Consider the following 15661-nt stretch of genomic DNA (forward strand, 5'->3'; position numbering starts at 1 on the left):
GGTGTCGAACCGGCCTTCCGGAAGGGTGGTGCCGTGCGTCAGTCCGTGCCGAACTCCATCGCGGCCCGGTCCAGCATCTCCTCGTCGCCGGAGACCTCGCCGCGGGAGGCGATGGCCTCGGCGCCGCCCTCGGGCATCTGCGTCATGGTGCCGATCAGCCCGGTCGCGGCCGCCTGGGCGGCGCCGATGGCGGGGCTGCCGGTGCCGATCAGGCCGAGGCCGGCGTACTGCTCCAGCTTGGCGCGGGAGTCGGCGATGTCGAGGTTGCGCATGGTGAGCTGGCCGATCCGGTCCACCGGGCCGAAGGCCGAGTCCTCGGTGCGCTCCATGGACAGCTTGTCCGGGTGGTAGCTGAAGGCCGGGCCCGTGGTGTCGAGGATCGAGTAGTCCTCGCCGCGCCGCAGCCGCAGCGTCACCTCGCCGGTGACGGCCGCGCCGACCCAGCGCTGGAGGGACTCGCGGACCATGAGGGCCTGCGGGTCCAGCCACCGGCCCTCGTACATGAGCCGGCCGAGGCGGCGGCCCTCGTTGTGGTACTGGGCGAGGGTGTCCTCGTTGTGGATCGCGTTGACCAGGCGCTCGTACGCGGCGTGCAGCAGGGCCATGCCGGGGGCCTCGTAGATGCCGCGGCTCTTGGCCTCGATGATCCGGTTCTCGATCTGGTCGGACATGCCCATGCCGTGGCGGCCGCCGATGGCGTTCGCCTCCATCACCAGGTCGACGGCGGAGTGGAACTCCTTGCCGTTGATCGACACCGGGCGGCCCTGCTCGAAGCCGATGGTGACGTCCTCGGTGGCGATCTCGACCGAGGGGTCCCAGAACTTCACGCCCATGATCGGGTCGACGGTCTCGACGCCCGTGTCCAGGTGCTCCAGGGTCTTGGCCTCGTGGGTGGCGCCCCAGATGTTGGCGTCGGTGGAGTACGCCTTCTCGGTGCTGTCCCGGTAGGGCAGGTCATGGGCGAGCAGCCACTCCGACATCTCCTTGCGGCCGCCGAGCTCGGTCACGAAGTCCGCGTCCAGCCAGGGCTTGTAGATCCGCAGGTGCGGGTTGGCGAGCAGGCCGTAGCGGTAGAACCGCTCGATGTCGTTGCCCTTGAAGGTCGAGCCGTCGCCCCAGATCTGGACGTCGTCCTCGAGCATCGCCCGGACCAGGAGGGTGCCGGTGACGGCGCGGCCGAGCGGCGTGGTGTTGAAGTAGGCGCGGCCGCCCGAGCGGATGTGGAACGCGCCGCAGGTGAGCGCGGCAAGGCCTTCCTCGACCAGCGCGGCGCGGCAGTCGACCAGGCGCGCGATCTCGGCACCGTAGGTCTTCGCGCGGCCGGGCACCGAGGCGATGTCGGGCTCGTCGTACTGGCCGATGTCGGCGGTGTAGGTGCACGGGATGGCGCCCTTGTCGCGCATCCATGCGACGGCGACGGACGTGTCGAGGCCGCCGGAGAAGGCGATGCCGACGCGCTCGCCGGCGGGCAGGGAGGTGAGGACCTTGGACATGGGAAGAGTATGCATCATCGCGCATGGTCATGCAAAGGGGTGGCTCGCAGAGGTGCCCGCGCCTCCTCCGGCAGGTGCCCGCACCCCCTTCGACGGGGGCCTCCGGGGGCCTCTCTAGTACGGACCGCCCCGGAACAGCACGCTGCCGTGGTGGCGCGGGCGGTCGCCGCGCTCGTGGGCCACGTCGGAGCGGTCGGCGGGGGCCGAGCGCCGGGCGAGGGCCCGGAGAGCCGCCAGGCCGGCCAGGACCTCGTCGCGACGGGCCGCGGACTTCATCCAGGCCGGGAGCCGCGCGAACATCGCCAACGTCGGGGAGGCGTGGCGGACGCGCAGCCGCGCGCCCACGTAGGCGGCCAGGGCGTCGACGTGCTCCTCGTCGTAGGCCCAGAGGATCCGTCCCGCGCAGCGGGTCTGCAGCCAGAGCGGCCGCCGGAAGAAGGGGTCCTCCGTGCCGCCGGGCACCACGCCGACCAGGGCGTCGCCGCGCTGCTCGGCCGTCCACTCGGCGACCGCCCCGCAGCCTCCGCAGGTGAGGCGACGGGGTTCGAAGAGCAGGTGGCGTGGCTCCGGGAGGTCGAGCCGGGGTGTGACGATCGCGCGACCGCCGCACCTCGGGCAGACGACGAGCACCCGCCTGGTGAAGTGGGGGAGCCAGGTGCCGCGGTCGTGGTGGCGGACGGGGCCGGGGCGTGCGGCGGGCTCGGGGCTCATGGGGACACCCTGCCAGGCCGTGCCGCGACGGGCGACCGATGTCGAACGGAGGTAGACCGGAGGTGCGGCGGGTTCCGCCACACGATGATCGTTGCATAAAAGTTCGGCGACACGTATAGTCATGCCATCCATGAGGAGGGTTTCGATGACGGTACGAGTAGCAGTGGCGGGTGCGAGCGGATACGCGGGCGGAGAGCTCCTGCGTCTCCTCGTCGCCCACCCCCACGTGGAGATCGGGACACTGACCGGCCACTCCAACGCCGGCCAGCGACTCGGGGCCATCCAGCCCCACCTGCTCCCGCTCGCCGACCGCGTCCTCGCGCCCACCACCGCCGAGGAGCTCGCCGGACACGACGTGGTCTTCCTCGCGCTGCCGCACGGCCAGTCCGCCGCCGTCGCCGAGCAGCTCGGGCCCGACGTGCTCGTCGTCGACATGGGCGCCGACTTCCGCCTCAAGGACCCGGCCGACTGGGAGACGTACTACGGCTCCCCGCACGCCGGGACCTGGCCCTACGGCCTCCCCGAACTGCCGGGCGCCCGCGCCGCGCTCGAAGGGTCCAAGCGCGTCGCTGTCCCCGGCTGCTACCCGACCGCCGTCTCGCTCGCGCTCTTCCCGGCGTACGCGGCCGGTCTCGCCGAGCCCGAGGCCGTGATCGTCGCCGCCTCCGGCACCTCCGGCGCCGGCAAGGCCCTCAAGCCGCACCTGCTCGGCAGCGAGGTCATGGGCAACATGTCCCCGTACGGCGTCGGAGGCGGCCACCGCCACACGCCCGAGATGATCCAGAACCTCAGCGGACCGGCGGGGGAGCGGGTCACCGTCTCCTTCACGCCCACCCTGGCACCGATGCCCCGCGGCATCCTCGCCACCTGCACGGCCGCCGCGAAGCCCGGCGTCACCGCCGAGACCGTACGGGCCGCGTACGAGAAGGCCTACGCGGACGAGCCCTTCGTCCACCTGCTCCCCGAGGGACAGTGGCCCGCCACGTCGTCCGTCTACGGTTCCAACGCCGTTCAGGTACAGGTCGCGTACGACGCGAACGCGAACCGGATCATCGCCATCAGCGCCATCGACAACCTCACCAAGGGCACCGCCGGCGGCGCGGTGCAGAGCATGAACATCGCCCTCGGTCTTCCCGAGGACACCGGACTTTCCACGATTGGAGTCGCTCCATGAGCGTCACCGCAGCGAAGGGATTCACGGCGGCGGGCATCGCCGCCGGGATCAAGCAGAACGGCAACCCGGACCTGGCCCTCGTGGTCAACACCGGGCCCCGCCGCGCCGCCGCGGGAGTCTTCACCTCCAACCGCGTCAAGGCCGCCCCGGTCCTCTGGTCCCAGCAGGTCCTCGCCGACGGCGAGCTGACCGCCGTCGTCCTCAACTCCGGCGGCGCCAACGCCTGCACCGGCCCCCAGGGCTTCCAGGACACCCACGCCACCGCCGAGAAGGTCGCGGAGGTCCTGGACATCGGCGCCGGCGAGGTCGCCGTCGCCTCCACCGGCCTCATCGGCGTCCTGCTCCCCATGGACAAGCTGCTCCCCGGCGTCGAGACGGCCGCCGCCGAACTCTCCGAGCACGGCGGCGAGAAGGCCGCCATCGCCATCAAGACCACCGACACCGTCCACAAGACCTCCGTGGTGACGAAGGACGGGGCGAACGGCGGCTGGACGGTCGGCGGCATGGCCAAGGGCGCGGGCATGCTCGCCCCGGGCCTCGCCACCATGCTCGTCGTCCTCACCACCGACGCCGACGTCGACGCCGAGGGCCTCGACGCCGCCCTGCGGTCCGCCACCCGGCTCACCTTCGACCGGGTCGACTCCGACGGCTGCATGTCCACCAACGACACCGTCCTCCTCCTCGCCTCCGGCGCCGCCGGGGTCACCCCCGCGCAGGACGAGTTCGCCGAAGCCGTACGGACCGTCTGCGACGACCTCGCCCGGCAGCTCATCGGCGACGCCGAGGGCGCCAGCAAGGACATCCGCATCGAGGTGGTCAACGCCGCGACCGAGGACGACGCCGTCGAGGTGGGCCGCTCCATCGCCCGCAACAACCTCCTCAAGTGCGCCATCCACGGCGAGGACCCCAACTGGGGCCGGGTGCTCTCCGCCATCGGCACCACCTCCGCCGCCTTCGAGCCCGACGAGCTGAACGTCGCCATCAACGGCGTCTGGGTCTGCAAGAACGGCTCCGTCGGCGAGGACCGCGACCTGGTCGACATGCGCTACCGGGAGGTCACCATCACCGCCGACCTCGCCGCCGGCACGGAGTCCGCCGTCATCTGGGCGAACGACCTCACCGCCGACTACGTCCACGAGAACAGCGCCTACTCGTCATGACCAACACCGCGCGGAAGCACACCGCCCTCCCGAAGGCGCAGACCTTGATCGAGGCCCTGCCCTGGCTCACCCGCCACCACGGCAAGACCGTCGTCATCAAGTTCGGCGGCAACGCCATGATCGACGACGACCTCAAGGCCGCCTTCGCCCAGGACGTCGTCTTCCTGAGGCACGCCGGCCTCAAGCCGGTCGTCGTGCACGGCGGCGGCCCCCAGATCAACCGCGCCCTCGACCAGGCGGGCCTGGTCAGCGAGTTCAAGGCCGGCCTCCGGGTCACCACGCCCGAGGCCATGGACGTCGTACGGATGGTCCTCGCCGGCCAGGTCCAGCGCGAGCTCGTCGGGCTGCTCAACCAGCACGGCCCCTTCGCCGTCGGCATGACCGGCGAGGACGCCCACACCATCACCGCCACCAAGCACGAGCCGGTCATCGAGGGCGAGCGCGTCGACATCGGCCGCGTCGGCGAGATCACCGCCATCGAGACCGGAGCCATCGAAGCGCTCCTGGAGGACGGCCGGATCCCGGTCATCTCCTCCATCGCCCGCTCCCAGGACGACGGACATGTCTACAACGTCAATGCTGATACGGCGGCTGCGGCACTCGCTGCGGCGCTGGGTGCCGAGACACTGATGGTCCTGACCGACGTCGAGGGCCTCTACGAGGACTGGCCGAACAGCGACGAGGTCATCAGCAGGCTGACCGCGAGCCAGCTGGAGAAGCTCCTGCCCGACCTCTCCAGCGGCATGGTCCCCAAGATGGAGGGCTGCCTGCACGCCGTACGGAACGGGGTCACCACGGCCCGCGTCATCGACGGCCGGGTCCAGCACTCGATCCTGCTGGAGATCTTCACCGACGAGGGCATCGGCACGATGGTCGTGCCGGACGGACAGGGGGACCGATGACCGGCAACACCGAGCTGACCCAGCGGTGGCAGGGCTCGCTCATGAACAACTACGGCACCCCCCGGCTGCCGCTCGTCCGCGGTGAGGGCGCCAAGGTCTGGGACGCCGACGGCAAGGAGTACCTGGACTTCGTCGGCGGCATCGCCGTCAACGCCCTCGGTCACGCCCACCCGGCGGTCGTCGAGGCCGTGTCGCAGCAGATCGCCTCCCTCGGCCACGTCTCCAACCTCTTCGTCGCCGAGCCGCCCGTCGCCCTCGCCGAGCGGCTCCTGGGCCTCTTCGGCCGGTCCGGCAAGGTCTTCTTCTGCAACTCGGGCGCCGAGGCCAACGAGGCCGCGTTCAAGATCGGCCGGCTCACCGGCCGCTCCCACATGGTCGCCACCGACGGCGGCTTCCACGGCCGGACCATGGGCTCCCTCGCGCTCACCGGCCAGCCCGCCAAGCAGACCCCGTTCCTGCCGCTCCCCGGCGACGTCACCCATGTCCCGTACGGGGACGCGGAGGCGCTGCGGGCCGCGGTCACCGAGGACACCGCCTTCGTCGTCATCGAGCCCATCCAGGGCGAGAACGGCGTCGTCGTCCCGCCCGCCGGCTACCTCAAGGCGGCCCGGGAGATCACCCGCGCCACCGGCACCCTGCTCGTCCTCGACGAGGTCCAGACCGGTATCGGCCGGTGCGGCCACTGGTTCGAGCACCAGGCCCACGAGGGCGTGGAGCCCGACGTCGTGACCCTCGCCAAGGGCCTCGGCGGCGGCCTGCCCCTCGGCGCGACGGTCGCCTTCGGCGAGGCCGCGGAGCTCTTCGCGCCCGGCCACCACGGCACCACCTTCGGCGGCAACCCGGTCGCCTGCGCCGCCGGACTCGCCGTCCTGGACACCCTCGGAGCCGACGCGGCCCTCGACCACGTGAAGTCGGTGGGGGAGCGGCTGCGCCAGGGAATCGAGGCTCTGGGGCATCCGCTGGTCTCCCACGTCCGTGGTGCGGGCCTCCTGCTGGGTATCGTGCTCACCGGGCCCCTCGCACCCCAGGTGCAGCAGGCGGCCCAGGACGCCGGCCTCCTGGTGAACGCGCCCGCCCCCGACGTCGTACGGATCATGCCTCCGCTGGTCCTCACCGACGCCGAGGCGGACGCCTTCCTCCAGGCTCTGCCCGGGGTCCTGGACGAGGCGAACGGGCAAGGACGAACCGGAGAATGAGACGACGATGACCGACGCGCAGGAGAACGAGCACGGCGGGCCGTCCGTTCCGCAGACCCGCACCGCACGCCACCGCAGGATCGTCGACATCCTCAACCGGCAGCCGGTGCGCTCGCAGAGCCAGCTCGCCAAGCTCCTCGCGGACGACGGACTGAGCGTCACCCAGGCGACGCTCAGCCGCGACCTCGACGAGCTCGGCGCGGTGAAGATCCGCAACACCGGCGGCGAGCTGATCTACGCGGTGCCCAGCGAGGGCGGCTTCCGCACCCCGCAGGCACCGCTCGGCGAGTCCGCCAAGGAGGAGCGCATGCGCCGCCTCTCCGGCGAACTGCTGATCTCCGCCGAGGCCTCCGCCAACCTGGTGGTGCTGCGGACCCCGCCGGGCGCCGCCCAGTTCCTCGCGTCGGCCATCGACCAGGCCGAACTCCACGCCATCCTCGGCACCATCGCCGGTGACGACACCCTGCTGCTCATCAGCCGCGACCCGGTCGGCGGACAGGCGCTCGCCGACCACCTGCTGAAGCTGGCGCAGAAGTAGGGGACCCGGCTCAGTAACGCGTGATCGCCGTCGGACCGCCCCGCGTTCCGACGGCGATGTGCGGTCGGCGCGCGGGATCCGCCCAGGCGAGGACCGCGCGCATCGCGTCGGCAGGCACGGAGACGCAACCGGCCGTCGCCCCGCGCCCGTTGACGTGCAGGAAGATCCCGGCCCCGCGCCCGCGCACCGGACGCTCGTAGTTGAAGCCGATGACGAGCGCGTACGCGTACTGCGTGCCGTACGCGACGAGATGCTCGGCCTCGGCGGCCCGGCAGTCGCGGGGCAGCCCCTCGACCCAACGGTTGTACGCGCGGGAGGCGTTGTCCTGGCACCACCAGGAACGCCCGGTGACCCGGGCGTACGGGAAACGGGTCCCGGCGGGCCTCGTCCGCACCCCGAAGGCGTACGGCAGCCGGTAGAGCCCGGTGGGCGTGGTGTTCGTGCCCTGCCGGCGCGTGGCGCCCTCGGCGAGCCCCCTCGCCCCGAACCGGGCGGGCGCGGACCCCGCCGCCACCCATCGCCCACCGCGCCGGTCCCACCAGGTCAGCGTCCCCGTCGTGGCGCCCGTGTCCGGAGCCTCGGCGGTGATCAGCTGGGAGCCCCCGCCGGTGTCGGCCATCCGCCCGGGCAGCGGTACGGGCGCGGGCGCGGCGCCCAGGGAGGAGAGCAGGACGGCGCCGAGGGCGAGAAGGGTGCGCATGCCGCGACGTTAGGTCCGTACGTACGTCCCCGCCCGTCGTACGGGGCTATTCGGCGGGCAGCGGCGGCAGCGGAAGCGGGAGGGCGGGCAGCCCGTCCAGGCTGCTCCCGATGTGGTCCTTGCCCTCGCAGTACGCGTTGAACTCCTCGTCCGTCTTCCGGTTGAAGTACTCGGCGTGCAGCGACCGGTCCTCCCGGTACTCCATCAACGGCACGGCGAACCCGCACGCGTCGCTGACCCGCCGCGCGTGCACGAGGATGATCGCCCGCGCACTGCCCTGCCCCTCGACGGCCTCGGCCGGGAACCGTGCGAACAGCTCGCCCCAGCGAGGATCGTCCCGCAGCACGGCCTCCCCGGTCCCGTGCACCCGCACGACGGTCGGCGGCCCGGAGAACGCGGTCCACATCAGAGTGATCCGGCCGTTCCCCGGCTCCCGCAGGTGCGCGATCGTCTCGGCGCCGCTGCCGCCGAAGTCGACGTACGCAAGGGTCAGTTCGTCGAGGACGACGAGCGTGCCCTTGCGGCCCTTGGGGGAGAGGTTGACGTGACCGTCGCCGGTCAGGGGAGCGGTCGCGGTGAAGAACACCGGCTGCTCCTCGATGAAGGCCTGAAGCCGCCCGTCGATATGTTCATACGTTTTTCCCATGACGCCGATTATCGCCCGCTCCGCGGGCCCGGCGCGGGGGCGTCTCACCGGCCGCGGGGCGTGGCCGCACCCCCGTCAGTTCCCCAGCGGGGAACGAGAGTTGGCCCGCAGCTTCGGCTCGGCGTCGTCGAGCAACGTCATCAGGCACCCCACGTCCGTCACCTCCAGCACGCGCAGCCCGGCCCGGCGTCGGCGCGGCTCACCACGGGTGGGTGTCAGAACCCGTCAGTCGGGTGTGCGTGTCTTCCATGGGTGGAGCGTAGGGGCAGGGTGTCCTGGAGGGCCCCTGAATTCGGGCGCCCGCGGACCCCGATTGACAAAACATACGGCACTCCGCATAGTTATGCCTATCAGTATCGACCCCCGCGTCATCCGCCCACGTTCGATCGAGGAGCAGCAGTGAGCAGCAACAACGGTGACGTCCGGCTCTGGGGTGGACGGTTCGCCGACGGCCCCGCCGAGGCCCTGGCGAAGCTCTCCGCTTCGGTCCACTTCGACTGGCGTCTCGCGCCGTACGACATCGCCGGCTCCCGCGCCCACGCGCGCGTGCTGCACAAGGCCGGCCTGCTCACCGAGGACGAGCTGACCCGCATGCTCGCCGGGCTCGACCAGCTGGAGGCGGACGTCGCCGACGGCTCCTTCGTCGGCACCATCGCCGACGAGGACGTCCACACCGCCCTGGAGCGGGGCCTCCTGGAGCGCCTCGGCGCCGAGCTCGGCGGCAAGCTGCGCGCCGGCCGGTCCCGGAACGACCAGGTCGCGACCCTCTTCCGCATGTACCTGCGCGACCACGCCCGGATCATCGGCGGCCTCGTCGCCGACCTCCAGGACGCCCTCGTCGGCCTCGCCGAGGCCCACCCGGACGTCGCCATGCCCGGCCGTACGCACCTCCAGCACGCCCAGCCGGTGCTCTTCGCCCACCACGTCCTCGCCCACGCCCAGTCCCTCTCCCGGGACGCCGAGCGGCTGCGGCAGTGGGACACCCGGACGGCCGTCTCCCCGTACGGCTCCGGCGCCCTCGCGGGTTCCTCCCTCGGGCTCGACCCGGAGGCGGTGGCGAAGGACCTCGGCTTCGAGCGGGGCTCGGTCGGCAACTCGATCGACGGGACGGCCTCCCGGGACTTCGTCGCCGAGTTCGCCTTCATCACGGCGATGATCGGCGTCAACCTCTCGCGGATCGCCGAGGAGATCATCATCTGGAACACGAAGGAGTTCTCCTTCGTGACCCTGCACGACGCCTTCTCCACCGGCTCGTCGATCATGCCGCAGAAGAAGAACCCGGACATCGCCGAGCTGGCGCGCGGCAAGTCGGGCCGCCTCATCGGCAACCTCTCCGGCCTGATGGCCACCCTCAAGGCCCTCCCGCTCGCCTACAACCGGGACCTCCAGGAGGACAAGGAGCCGGTCTTCGACTCCTGCGACCAGCTGGAGGTCCTGCTCCCGGCCTTCACCGGCATGATGGCGACGCTCACGGTCAACCGCGACCGGATGGAGGAACTGGCCCCGGCCGGCTTCTCCCTCGCCACCGACATCGCCGAATGGCTGGTCAAGCAGGGCGTGCCGTTCCGCGTGGCGCACGAGGTGGCCGGCGAGTGCGTGAAGGTCGCCGAGTCCGAGGGCAAGGAGCTGGACGAGCTCACGGACGAGCAGTTCGCCAAGATCTCCGAGCACCTCACCCCCGAGGTCCGGACCGTCCTCAACGTCCCCGGTGCCCTCGCCTCCCGCAACGGCCGCGGCGGCACCGCCCCCTCGGCGGTCGCCACCCAGCTGATCGAGGTCAAGGCGGACCTGGTGATCCAGCACGCCTGGGCCGAGGCCAAGAAGTAGCCCTCGGCGCGTCACGGCGCCGCCGCCCTCCTTCCCGGAGGACGGCGGCGCCCTTTTGTGTATGCGCATGTCCCGAGTGAGACGTCAATGTCTCACACGGTGTATGGTTGTCTCATGTCAGTCGATCGCACCCAGGTGCTCCGCGCCGCCGCCGCCCTGCTCACCCGTAAGGCGACCGCCACCATGGACGAGGTCGCCCGGGCCGCCGGGATCGGGCGGGCGACGCTGCACCGGCACTTCGCCGGGCGGGACGCCCTGGTGCGGGCGCTGGAGGAGCTGGGGCTCCAGGAGCTGGAGGCGGCCCACGACCGGGCCCGCATCGACGAAGGGCCCGCCGACGAGGCCGTACGGCGGCTCGTCGCCGAGGTCGAGCCCGTCGCGCCCCTGCTGTCGTTCCTCGTCACCGAGAACCAGCTCTTCGAGGGCGACCAGCAGAACGAAGGCTGGGAACGCCTCGACGCCCGCGTCTCCGCGCTCTTCCGACGCGGCCAGGAACAGGGCGTCTTCCGCATCGACCTGACCCCCGCCTGGCTCACCGAGGCCTTCTACGGGCTCATCGGTTCCGGCGCCTGGGCCGTGCAGGACGGCCGGGTCGCCGCCAAGGACTTCCAGTACATGATCGCCGAGCTGCTGCTCGGCGGAGCGCGCAGGAGCGTGGAGAAGTGACCACCAGCAGCATCAGGACCGAGAGCCATATCGAGGGCGCGCACCGCCCCGGCCGGTGGCTCGCCCTCTCCGTGCTCGTCCTGGCCGTCCTCCTCGTGGCGGTCGACGCCACGGTGCTCGGCCTCGCCACCCCCTTCCTCTCCGAGGACCTCAAGCCCTCCGGCACCCAGCTCCTCTGGATCGGCGACGTCTACTCCTTCGTCATCGCCGGACTCCTGGTCTCCATGGGCAGCCTCGGCGACCGCATCGGCCGCAAGAAGCTGCTGCTGATCGGCGCCACCGCCTTCGGCGCCCTCTCGGTACTGAACGCCTACGCGACCAGCCCCGAGATGATGATCGTCGCCCGCGCCCTCCTCGGCGTCGCCGGTGCGACCCTCATGCCGTCGACCCTCGCGCTCATTCGCAACCTCTTCCACGACCCGCGCGAGCGCAGCCTCGCCATCGGCATCTGGGGCGCCATGGCCTCGGCCGGCGCCGCCGTGGGACCGGTCGTCGGCGGCTTCCTCCTGGAGCACTTCTGGTGGGGCTCGGTCTTCCTCATCAACCTGCCCGTCATGGCCGTCCTCGTCCTCGTCGGCGCCAGGCTGATCCCCGAGTCGAAGAGCCCGAAGCACGGCCCCTGGGACCTCCCCAGCGTCGCCCTCTCCCTCGTCGGCGTCGTCGGAGTCGTCTACGCCGTCAAGGAACTGGCCTCCCACGGCCTCTCCCTCGACGCCGGAATCGCCGCCCTCGTCGGCGCCGCCGCCCTGACCTGGTTCGTCCGCAGGCAGCTGACCCTGCCCGCGCCGCTCCTGGACATGCGGCTCTTCCGCCACCGCGGCTTCTCCGGCGCCGTCCTCGCCGACCTGCTGACCGTCCTCGGCCTCTCCGGCCTGGTGTTCTTCCTGTCCCAGTTCTTCCAGCTGGTCCAGGGCCGCCAGCCCCTGGAGGCCGGACTCGCCGAACTGCCGGCCGCGATCGGCGCCGTGACGACCGGTCTGGTCGCCGGCGTCGTGGCCCGCCGCTTCTCCGTACGGTCCGTGGTGGCCGGCGGCCTCGCGGCGGTCGGCCTCGCCCTCGGCGTCCTGACGACGCTCGACCAGCACACCGGCTACCCGCTGCTCGGCGCGAGCCTCCTCGTCGTCGGCGTGGGCGCGGGCTTCTCCTTCACCGTGACCGCCGACGTGATCCTCTCCAGCGTCCCGAAGGAGCAGGCCGGAGCCGCCTCCGCCGTCTCCGAGACCGCGTACGAACTGGGCGCCGCGCTCGGCATCGCCGTCCTCGGCTCCATCGTGACCGGCGTCTACCAGGGCTTCGTCACCCCGGCCGGTGTCCCCTCGGACATCGCGTCGGCCGCCCACGAGTCGCTCGGCGGCGCGGTCGAGGCCTCCGGCGGCCTCGCCCCCGCGACGGCGACCGCCCTGGTCGCCTCCGCCCAGGACGCCTTCGTCGACGGCCTGCGGATCGCGGCCGGCGTCGGCGCAGCGGTCCTCCTCGCGACGGCGGTCGCGGCCTGGTTCCTGCTCAGGGGCCAGAAGCTGGAGGACGGCGTCGCGCACTGACGCGCCGCGCACGCGAAAGTGCCCCGTACGGTTCGGCCGTACGGGGCACTTCCCTGTGTCGGAGGGGGTTCTACGCCGCCTTCGCCTTCGTGGCGTACATGTCCACGTACTCCTGCCCGGACAGCCGCATCACCTCGGCCATCACCGAGTCCGTCACCGCCCGCAGGACGTACCGGTCGCGGTCCATCCCGTCGTACCGCGAGAACTCCATCGCCTCGCCGAAGCGGACCGTCACCCGGCCCGGGCGCGGGAAGCCCGCACCGCCCGGCTGGATCTTGTCGGTGCCGATCATCGCGAACGGCACCACCGGCGCCCCCGTCATCAGGGTCAGCCGCGCGATGCCCGTACGACCCCGGTACAGCCGGCCGTCGGGGGAGCGGGTGCCCTCCGGGTAGATCGAGAAGATCTTGCCCTCCTCGAGCACCCGACGGCCCGTCATCAGCGCCGCCACACCGCCGCGGCCGCCGTCCCGGTCCACCGGGATCATGCCGACGCTGGTGAAGAACCAGGCCATCGCCCGGCCCTTGAGGCCCTTGCCCGTCACGTACTCGTCCTTGCCGATGAAGTGGACCGGACGGTCCAGGCAGATCGGCATGATCATCGAGTCGATGAAGGTCAGGTGGTTGCCCGCGAGGATCACGGGACCCGTCCCGGGGATGTTCTCGGCGCCCTCCACGCGGGGGCGGAACATCAGGCGCATGACCGGCCCGAGCACTGCCTTGATGATCGCGAGACGGGACAACGGTTCCTCCGGTGGGAAGCGGGTCGGTCGAGTTGTCGAGACGACGGTTGCAGCTGGCGACGATACTCGCGGGTCACCCCCACGCGCACATCGGGTTCACCGAGCGGATACACAGTGTTGACGCGTGTATCCGCCATGTTCCGCCGAGGTCCGCCGCCCGTAGGGCCCCGCTGCCTAGCGTCGGGGACAACAGTTGACAGGTGCGGGACATCACACCGCGGCTCACACAGGAGGATCCCTCATGACCCAGGGCGAACGCCGGACCCCGGCACGGCGGACGGTTCTCGGAGCGGCGGGCGCCACCGCCCTCGGCGCCTCCACGGCCCTCGCGGCCGGCACCGGCACCGCGCGGGCCGCCGAGCAGCAGGCCGCCGCCCCGGACCGCACGCCCGGCCGCGGCCACGGCTACCGCTCCCTCCCCGTCCCCACCGTCATCGGCCACCGCGGCGCCAGCGGCTACCGCCCCGAGCACACCCTCGGCTCCTACCGGCACGCCCTCGACCTCGGCGCCCACGTCGTCGAGCAGGACCTCGTCCCCACCCGGGACGGGCACCTGGTCTGCCGCCACGAGAACGACATCACCGGCACCACCGACGTCGCCGACCACCCCGAGTTCGCCTCCCGGAAGACCACCAAGACCGTCGACGGCACCGCGCTCACCGGCTGGTTCACCGAGGACTTCACGCTCGCCGAGCTCAAGACCCTGCGGGCCAAGGAGCGCATCCCCGGCACCCGCCAGGAGAACACCCTCTACGACGGCCGCTGGACGGTCCCCACCTTCGAGGAGGTGCTGCGCTGGGCCGAGGAGGAGGGCCGCCGCCGGGGCCGCGAGATCTGGCTCCACGTCGAGACCAAGCACCCCAGCTACTTCCGCTCCCTCGGCCTCGGCCTGGAGGAACCGCTCGCCAAGCTCCTGCGCCGGTACGGACGCCACCGCGCGAACTCCCCCGTCTTCCTCCAGTCCTTCGAGCCCAGCAGCATCCAGCGCCTGGCGAAGCTGGTGGACGCCCCGGGCGTCGTCCTGCTCTCGGGCGCGAGCAGCCGCCCCTGGGACTTCGTCGAGGCCGGGGACCCGCGCACGGTCGCCGACCTGGTCACGCCCGAGGGCCTCGCCTGGATCGCCTCGTACGCGCAGGGCATCGGCCCCACGCTCGACCTGGTCATCCCGAAGGACGCGAGCGGCCGGCTCGGCACCCCGACCACCCTGGTCCGCGACGCGCACGCCGAGGGGCTGATCCTCCACCCGTACACGCACCGCAACGAGAACGCCTTCCTGCCCGCGGACTTCCGCAAGGGCACGGACCCGACGGCGTACGGCGACGCCTTCGGGGCGCTCAAGCGGTACCTGGAGACGGGGATCGACGGCATCTTCTCCGACAACCCGGACACCGCCCTGCTCGCCGCCGCGGACCTCGCCGCCCGCGACTGAGCCGACGAGGGGGTCGTACGGCCGGGCCGCCGGACCGTACGACCCCCTCCCGGGTGGTTTACGCGTCGCACCGCAACCGCGGCCGCGCACCCCGGCATCGTGCCGGTCATGACGACCCCCGAGACCACCCCCGCACCAGCGGCCCCGGACCTCCAGGCCCCCGAGACCACCCCCGCACCGGCGGCCCCGGACCTCCAGGCCCCCGAGACCACCCCCGCACCGGCGACTCCGGACCTCCAGGCCCCCGAGACCACTCCCGCACCAGCGGCCCCGGATCTCCAGGCCCCCGAGACCACCCCCGCGCCCGGGACTCCGGACCTCCAGGCCCCCGAGACCACCCCCGCGCCCGGGACTCCGGACCTCCAGGACCACGCCGCCGTTCCCGTCCCCGCCCCCGGACTCCTCGCCGCCCTCGCCCCCCTCCTCTCCGCCGAGTCCGACGCCGAGGCGCCGGCCGCCGGCGTCGATCCGGGCGACCTCGAACAGGCCGTCTGGCTCCGCCTCCTGGAGCAGCTCCGGCAGACCGGCGCCGCCCCCGAACGGCCCGCCGAATGGCTGCGCCGCGCCGTCCGCGCGGAGGCGCGCCGCGCCCGCAGGACCCACGACCGGGAACGCCCCTACCGGGACGAGCCCGTCCACGAGCCGGGCGGCGCCGAGCCCCACGGCTCCCCGGAGCACTCCCTGCTGGTCGCCGAGGGCCGCCGCACCCTGCGCGCCGCCGTCACCAGGACCCCCGGCCGCTGCCCGAAGGTGCTCACCGCGATGCTCGATCCGGAGGACCCCACCTACCGCGAAATCGCAGGAGAGTTGGGTATCTCACAGGGCAGTCTGGGGCCGATGCGTTCCCGCTGCCTGGGATGCCTGCGCAGAATGCTGGCTGCGGAGGTTCCCGCCCCCGGCCGACGGGGAAGGGTGCGGTAAACCGATGATCGACAG

The 15661-nt window shown here is 72.2% G+C and carries 14 protein-coding genes and 1 pseudogene; 10 read left to right on the plus strand and 5 right to left on the minus strand.

What is annotated here, in order from left to right; genetic code table 11:
- Nucleotides 1-38: 38 nt before the first annotated feature.
- Nucleotides 39-1493, minus strand: a complete 1455-nt coding sequence (gene argG, locus ABZ318_RS14215) for an argininosuccinate synthase (RefSeq protein WP_356902742.1) — start codon at nt 1491-1493, stop codon at nt 39-41.
- A 114-nt stretch (nt 1494-1607) separates the two neighbouring features.
- Nucleotides 1608-2204 (minus strand): hypothetical protein, encoded by a 597-nt coding sequence (locus ABZ318_RS14220; protein ID WP_356902743.1) that lies wholly within the window; start codon nt 2202-2204, stop codon nt 1608-1610.
- 145 nt (nt 2205-2349) lie between these two features.
- Between ABZ318_RS14220 and argC the strand changes: the two genes are divergently transcribed.
- From argC to ABZ318_RS14245, 5 genes are read left to right on the plus strand one after another with little or no spacing between them, the layout of a single operon-like run.
- Nucleotides 2350-3378 (plus strand): N-acetyl-gamma-glutamyl-phosphate reductase, encoded by a 1029-nt coding sequence (gene argC / locus ABZ318_RS14225; protein WP_356902744.1) that lies wholly within the window; start codon nt 2350-2352, stop codon nt 3376-3378.
- A complete protein-coding gene (argJ, locus tag ABZ318_RS14230; RefSeq protein ID WP_356902745.1) occupies nt 3375-4538 on the plus strand; it encodes a bifunctional glutamate N-acetyltransferase/amino-acid acetyltransferase ArgJ in 1164 nt (387 codons plus the stop codon). Before argC ends, argJ begins: the two co-directional genes overlap by 4 nt.
- Nucleotides 4535-5440, plus strand: a complete 906-nt coding sequence (argB, locus tag ABZ318_RS14235) for an acetylglutamate kinase (RefSeq protein WP_356902746.1) — start codon at nt 4535-4537, stop codon at nt 5438-5440. The genes argJ and argB overlap by 4 nt, the downstream gene beginning before the upstream one ends.
- On the plus strand, nt 5437-6636 hold the full coding sequence (locus tag ABZ318_RS14240; protein ID WP_356902747.1) for an acetylornithine transaminase: 1200 nt from the start codon (nt 5437-5439) through the stop codon (nt 6634-6636). The genes argB and ABZ318_RS14240 overlap by 4 nt, the downstream gene beginning before the upstream one ends.
- Before the next feature lie 7 nt (nt 6637-6643).
- Nucleotides 6644-7174 (plus strand): arginine repressor, encoded by a 531-nt coding sequence (locus ABZ318_RS14245; RefSeq protein WP_030214728.1) that lies wholly within the window; start codon nt 6644-6646, stop codon nt 7172-7174.
- Nucleotides 7175-7184: 10 nt separating this feature from the next.
- Here ABZ318_RS14245 and ABZ318_RS14250 read toward each other — a convergent pair whose 3' ends face one another.
- On the minus strand, nt 7185-7874 hold the full coding sequence (locus tag ABZ318_RS14250) for a L,D-transpeptidase family protein (protein ID WP_356902749.1): 690 nt from the start codon (nt 7872-7874) through the stop codon (nt 7185-7187).
- A 46-nt stretch (nt 7875-7920) separates the two neighbouring features.
- The gene (locus ABZ318_RS14255) at nt 7921-8520 is read right to left on the minus strand and encodes a pyridoxamine 5'-phosphate oxidase family protein (protein ID WP_356902750.1); all 600 of its coding nucleotides are present in this window, start codon (nt 8518-8520) and stop codon (nt 7921-7923) included.
- 399 nt (nt 8521-8919) lie between these two features.
- On the opposite strand from ABZ318_RS14255, the gene argH reads away from it, so the two are divergent.
- From argH to ABZ318_RS14270, 3 genes are all read left to right on the plus strand, one after another.
- Entirely contained in the window at nt 8920-10347 is a 1428-nt protein-coding gene (gene argH, locus ABZ318_RS14260; protein ID WP_356902751.1) for an argininosuccinate lyase, read from the plus strand.
- Nucleotides 10348-10461: 114 nt separating this feature from the next.
- Nucleotides 10462-11013: a helix-turn-helix domain-containing protein gene (locus ABZ318_RS14265; protein WP_356902752.1), complete on the plus strand. Its 552-nt coding sequence runs from the start codon at nt 10462-10464 to the stop codon at nt 11011-11013.
- Nucleotides 11010-12554, plus strand: a complete 1545-nt coding sequence (locus tag ABZ318_RS14270) for an MFS transporter (RefSeq protein WP_356902753.1) — start codon at nt 11010-11012, stop codon at nt 12552-12554. The genes ABZ318_RS14265 and ABZ318_RS14270 overlap by 4 nt, the downstream gene beginning before the upstream one ends.
- 70 nt (nt 12555-12624) lie before the next feature.
- On the opposite strand, the gene ABZ318_RS14275 is transcribed toward ABZ318_RS14270, so the two are convergent.
- A complete protein-coding gene (locus ABZ318_RS14275) occupies nt 12625-13296 on the minus strand; it encodes a lysophospholipid acyltransferase family protein (protein ID WP_356902755.1) in 672 nt (223 codons plus the stop codon).
- A gap of 241 nt (nt 13297-13537) precedes the next feature.
- On the opposite strand from ABZ318_RS14275, the gene ABZ318_RS14280 reads away from it, so the two are divergent.
- Entirely contained in the window at nt 13538-14725 is a 1188-nt protein-coding gene (locus ABZ318_RS14280; protein ID WP_356902756.1) for a glycerophosphodiester phosphodiesterase, read from the plus strand.
- A 399-nt stretch (nt 14726-15124) separates the two neighbouring features.
- A pseudogene (locus ABZ318_RS14285) lies at nt 15125-15646 on the plus strand (sigma-70 family RNA polymerase sigma factor); the annotation flags it as partial.
- Between the last annotated feature and the right edge of the window lie 15 nt (nt 15647-15661).

The organism is Streptomyces sp. NPDC006197 (genome assembly GCF_040613865.1).
Taxonomy (GTDB): Bacteria; Actinomycetota; Actinomycetes; order Streptomycetales; family Streptomycetaceae; genus Streptomyces.

Bases quoted from the DNA above. Each gene is read 5' to 3' on its own strand.
- argG (WP_356902742.1), bottom strand. From the start codon at position 1,493: ATGTCCAAGGTCCTCACCTCCCTGCCCGCCGGCGAGCGCGTCGGCATC.
- ABZ318_RS14220 (WP_356902743.1), bottom strand. From the start codon at position 2,204: ATGAGCCCCGAGCCCGCCGCACGCCCCGGCCCCGTCCGCCACCACGAC.
- argC (WP_356902744.1), top strand. From the start codon at position 2,350: ATGACGGTACGAGTAGCAGTGGCGGGTGCGAGCGGATACGCGGGCGGA.
- argJ (WP_356902745.1), top strand. From the start codon at position 3,375: ATGAGCGTCACCGCAGCGAAGGGATTCACGGCGGCGGGCATCGCCGCC.
- argB (WP_356902746.1), top strand. From the start codon at position 4,535: ATGACCAACACCGCGCGGAAGCACACCGCCCTCCCGAAGGCGCAGACC.
- ABZ318_RS14240 (WP_356902747.1), top strand. From the start codon at position 5,437: ATGACCGGCAACACCGAGCTGACCCAGCGGTGGCAGGGCTCGCTCATG.
- ABZ318_RS14245 (WP_030214728.1), top strand. From the start codon at position 6,644: ATGACCGACGCGCAGGAGAACGAGCACGGCGGGCCGTCCGTTCCGCAG.
- ABZ318_RS14250 (WP_356902749.1), bottom strand. From the start codon at position 7,874: ATGCGCACCCTTCTCGCCCTCGGCGCCGTCCTGCTCTCCTCCCTGGGC.
- ABZ318_RS14255 (WP_356902750.1), bottom strand. From the start codon at position 8,520: ATGGGAAAAACGTATGAACATATCGACGGGCGGCTTCAGGCCTTCATC.
- ABZ318_RS14265 (WP_356902752.1), top strand. From the start codon at position 10,462: ATGTCAGTCGATCGCACCCAGGTGCTCCGCGCCGCCGCCGCCCTGCTC.
- ABZ318_RS14280 (WP_356902756.1), top strand. From the start codon at position 13,538: ATGACCCAGGGCGAACGCCGGACCCCGGCACGGCGGACGGTTCTCGGA.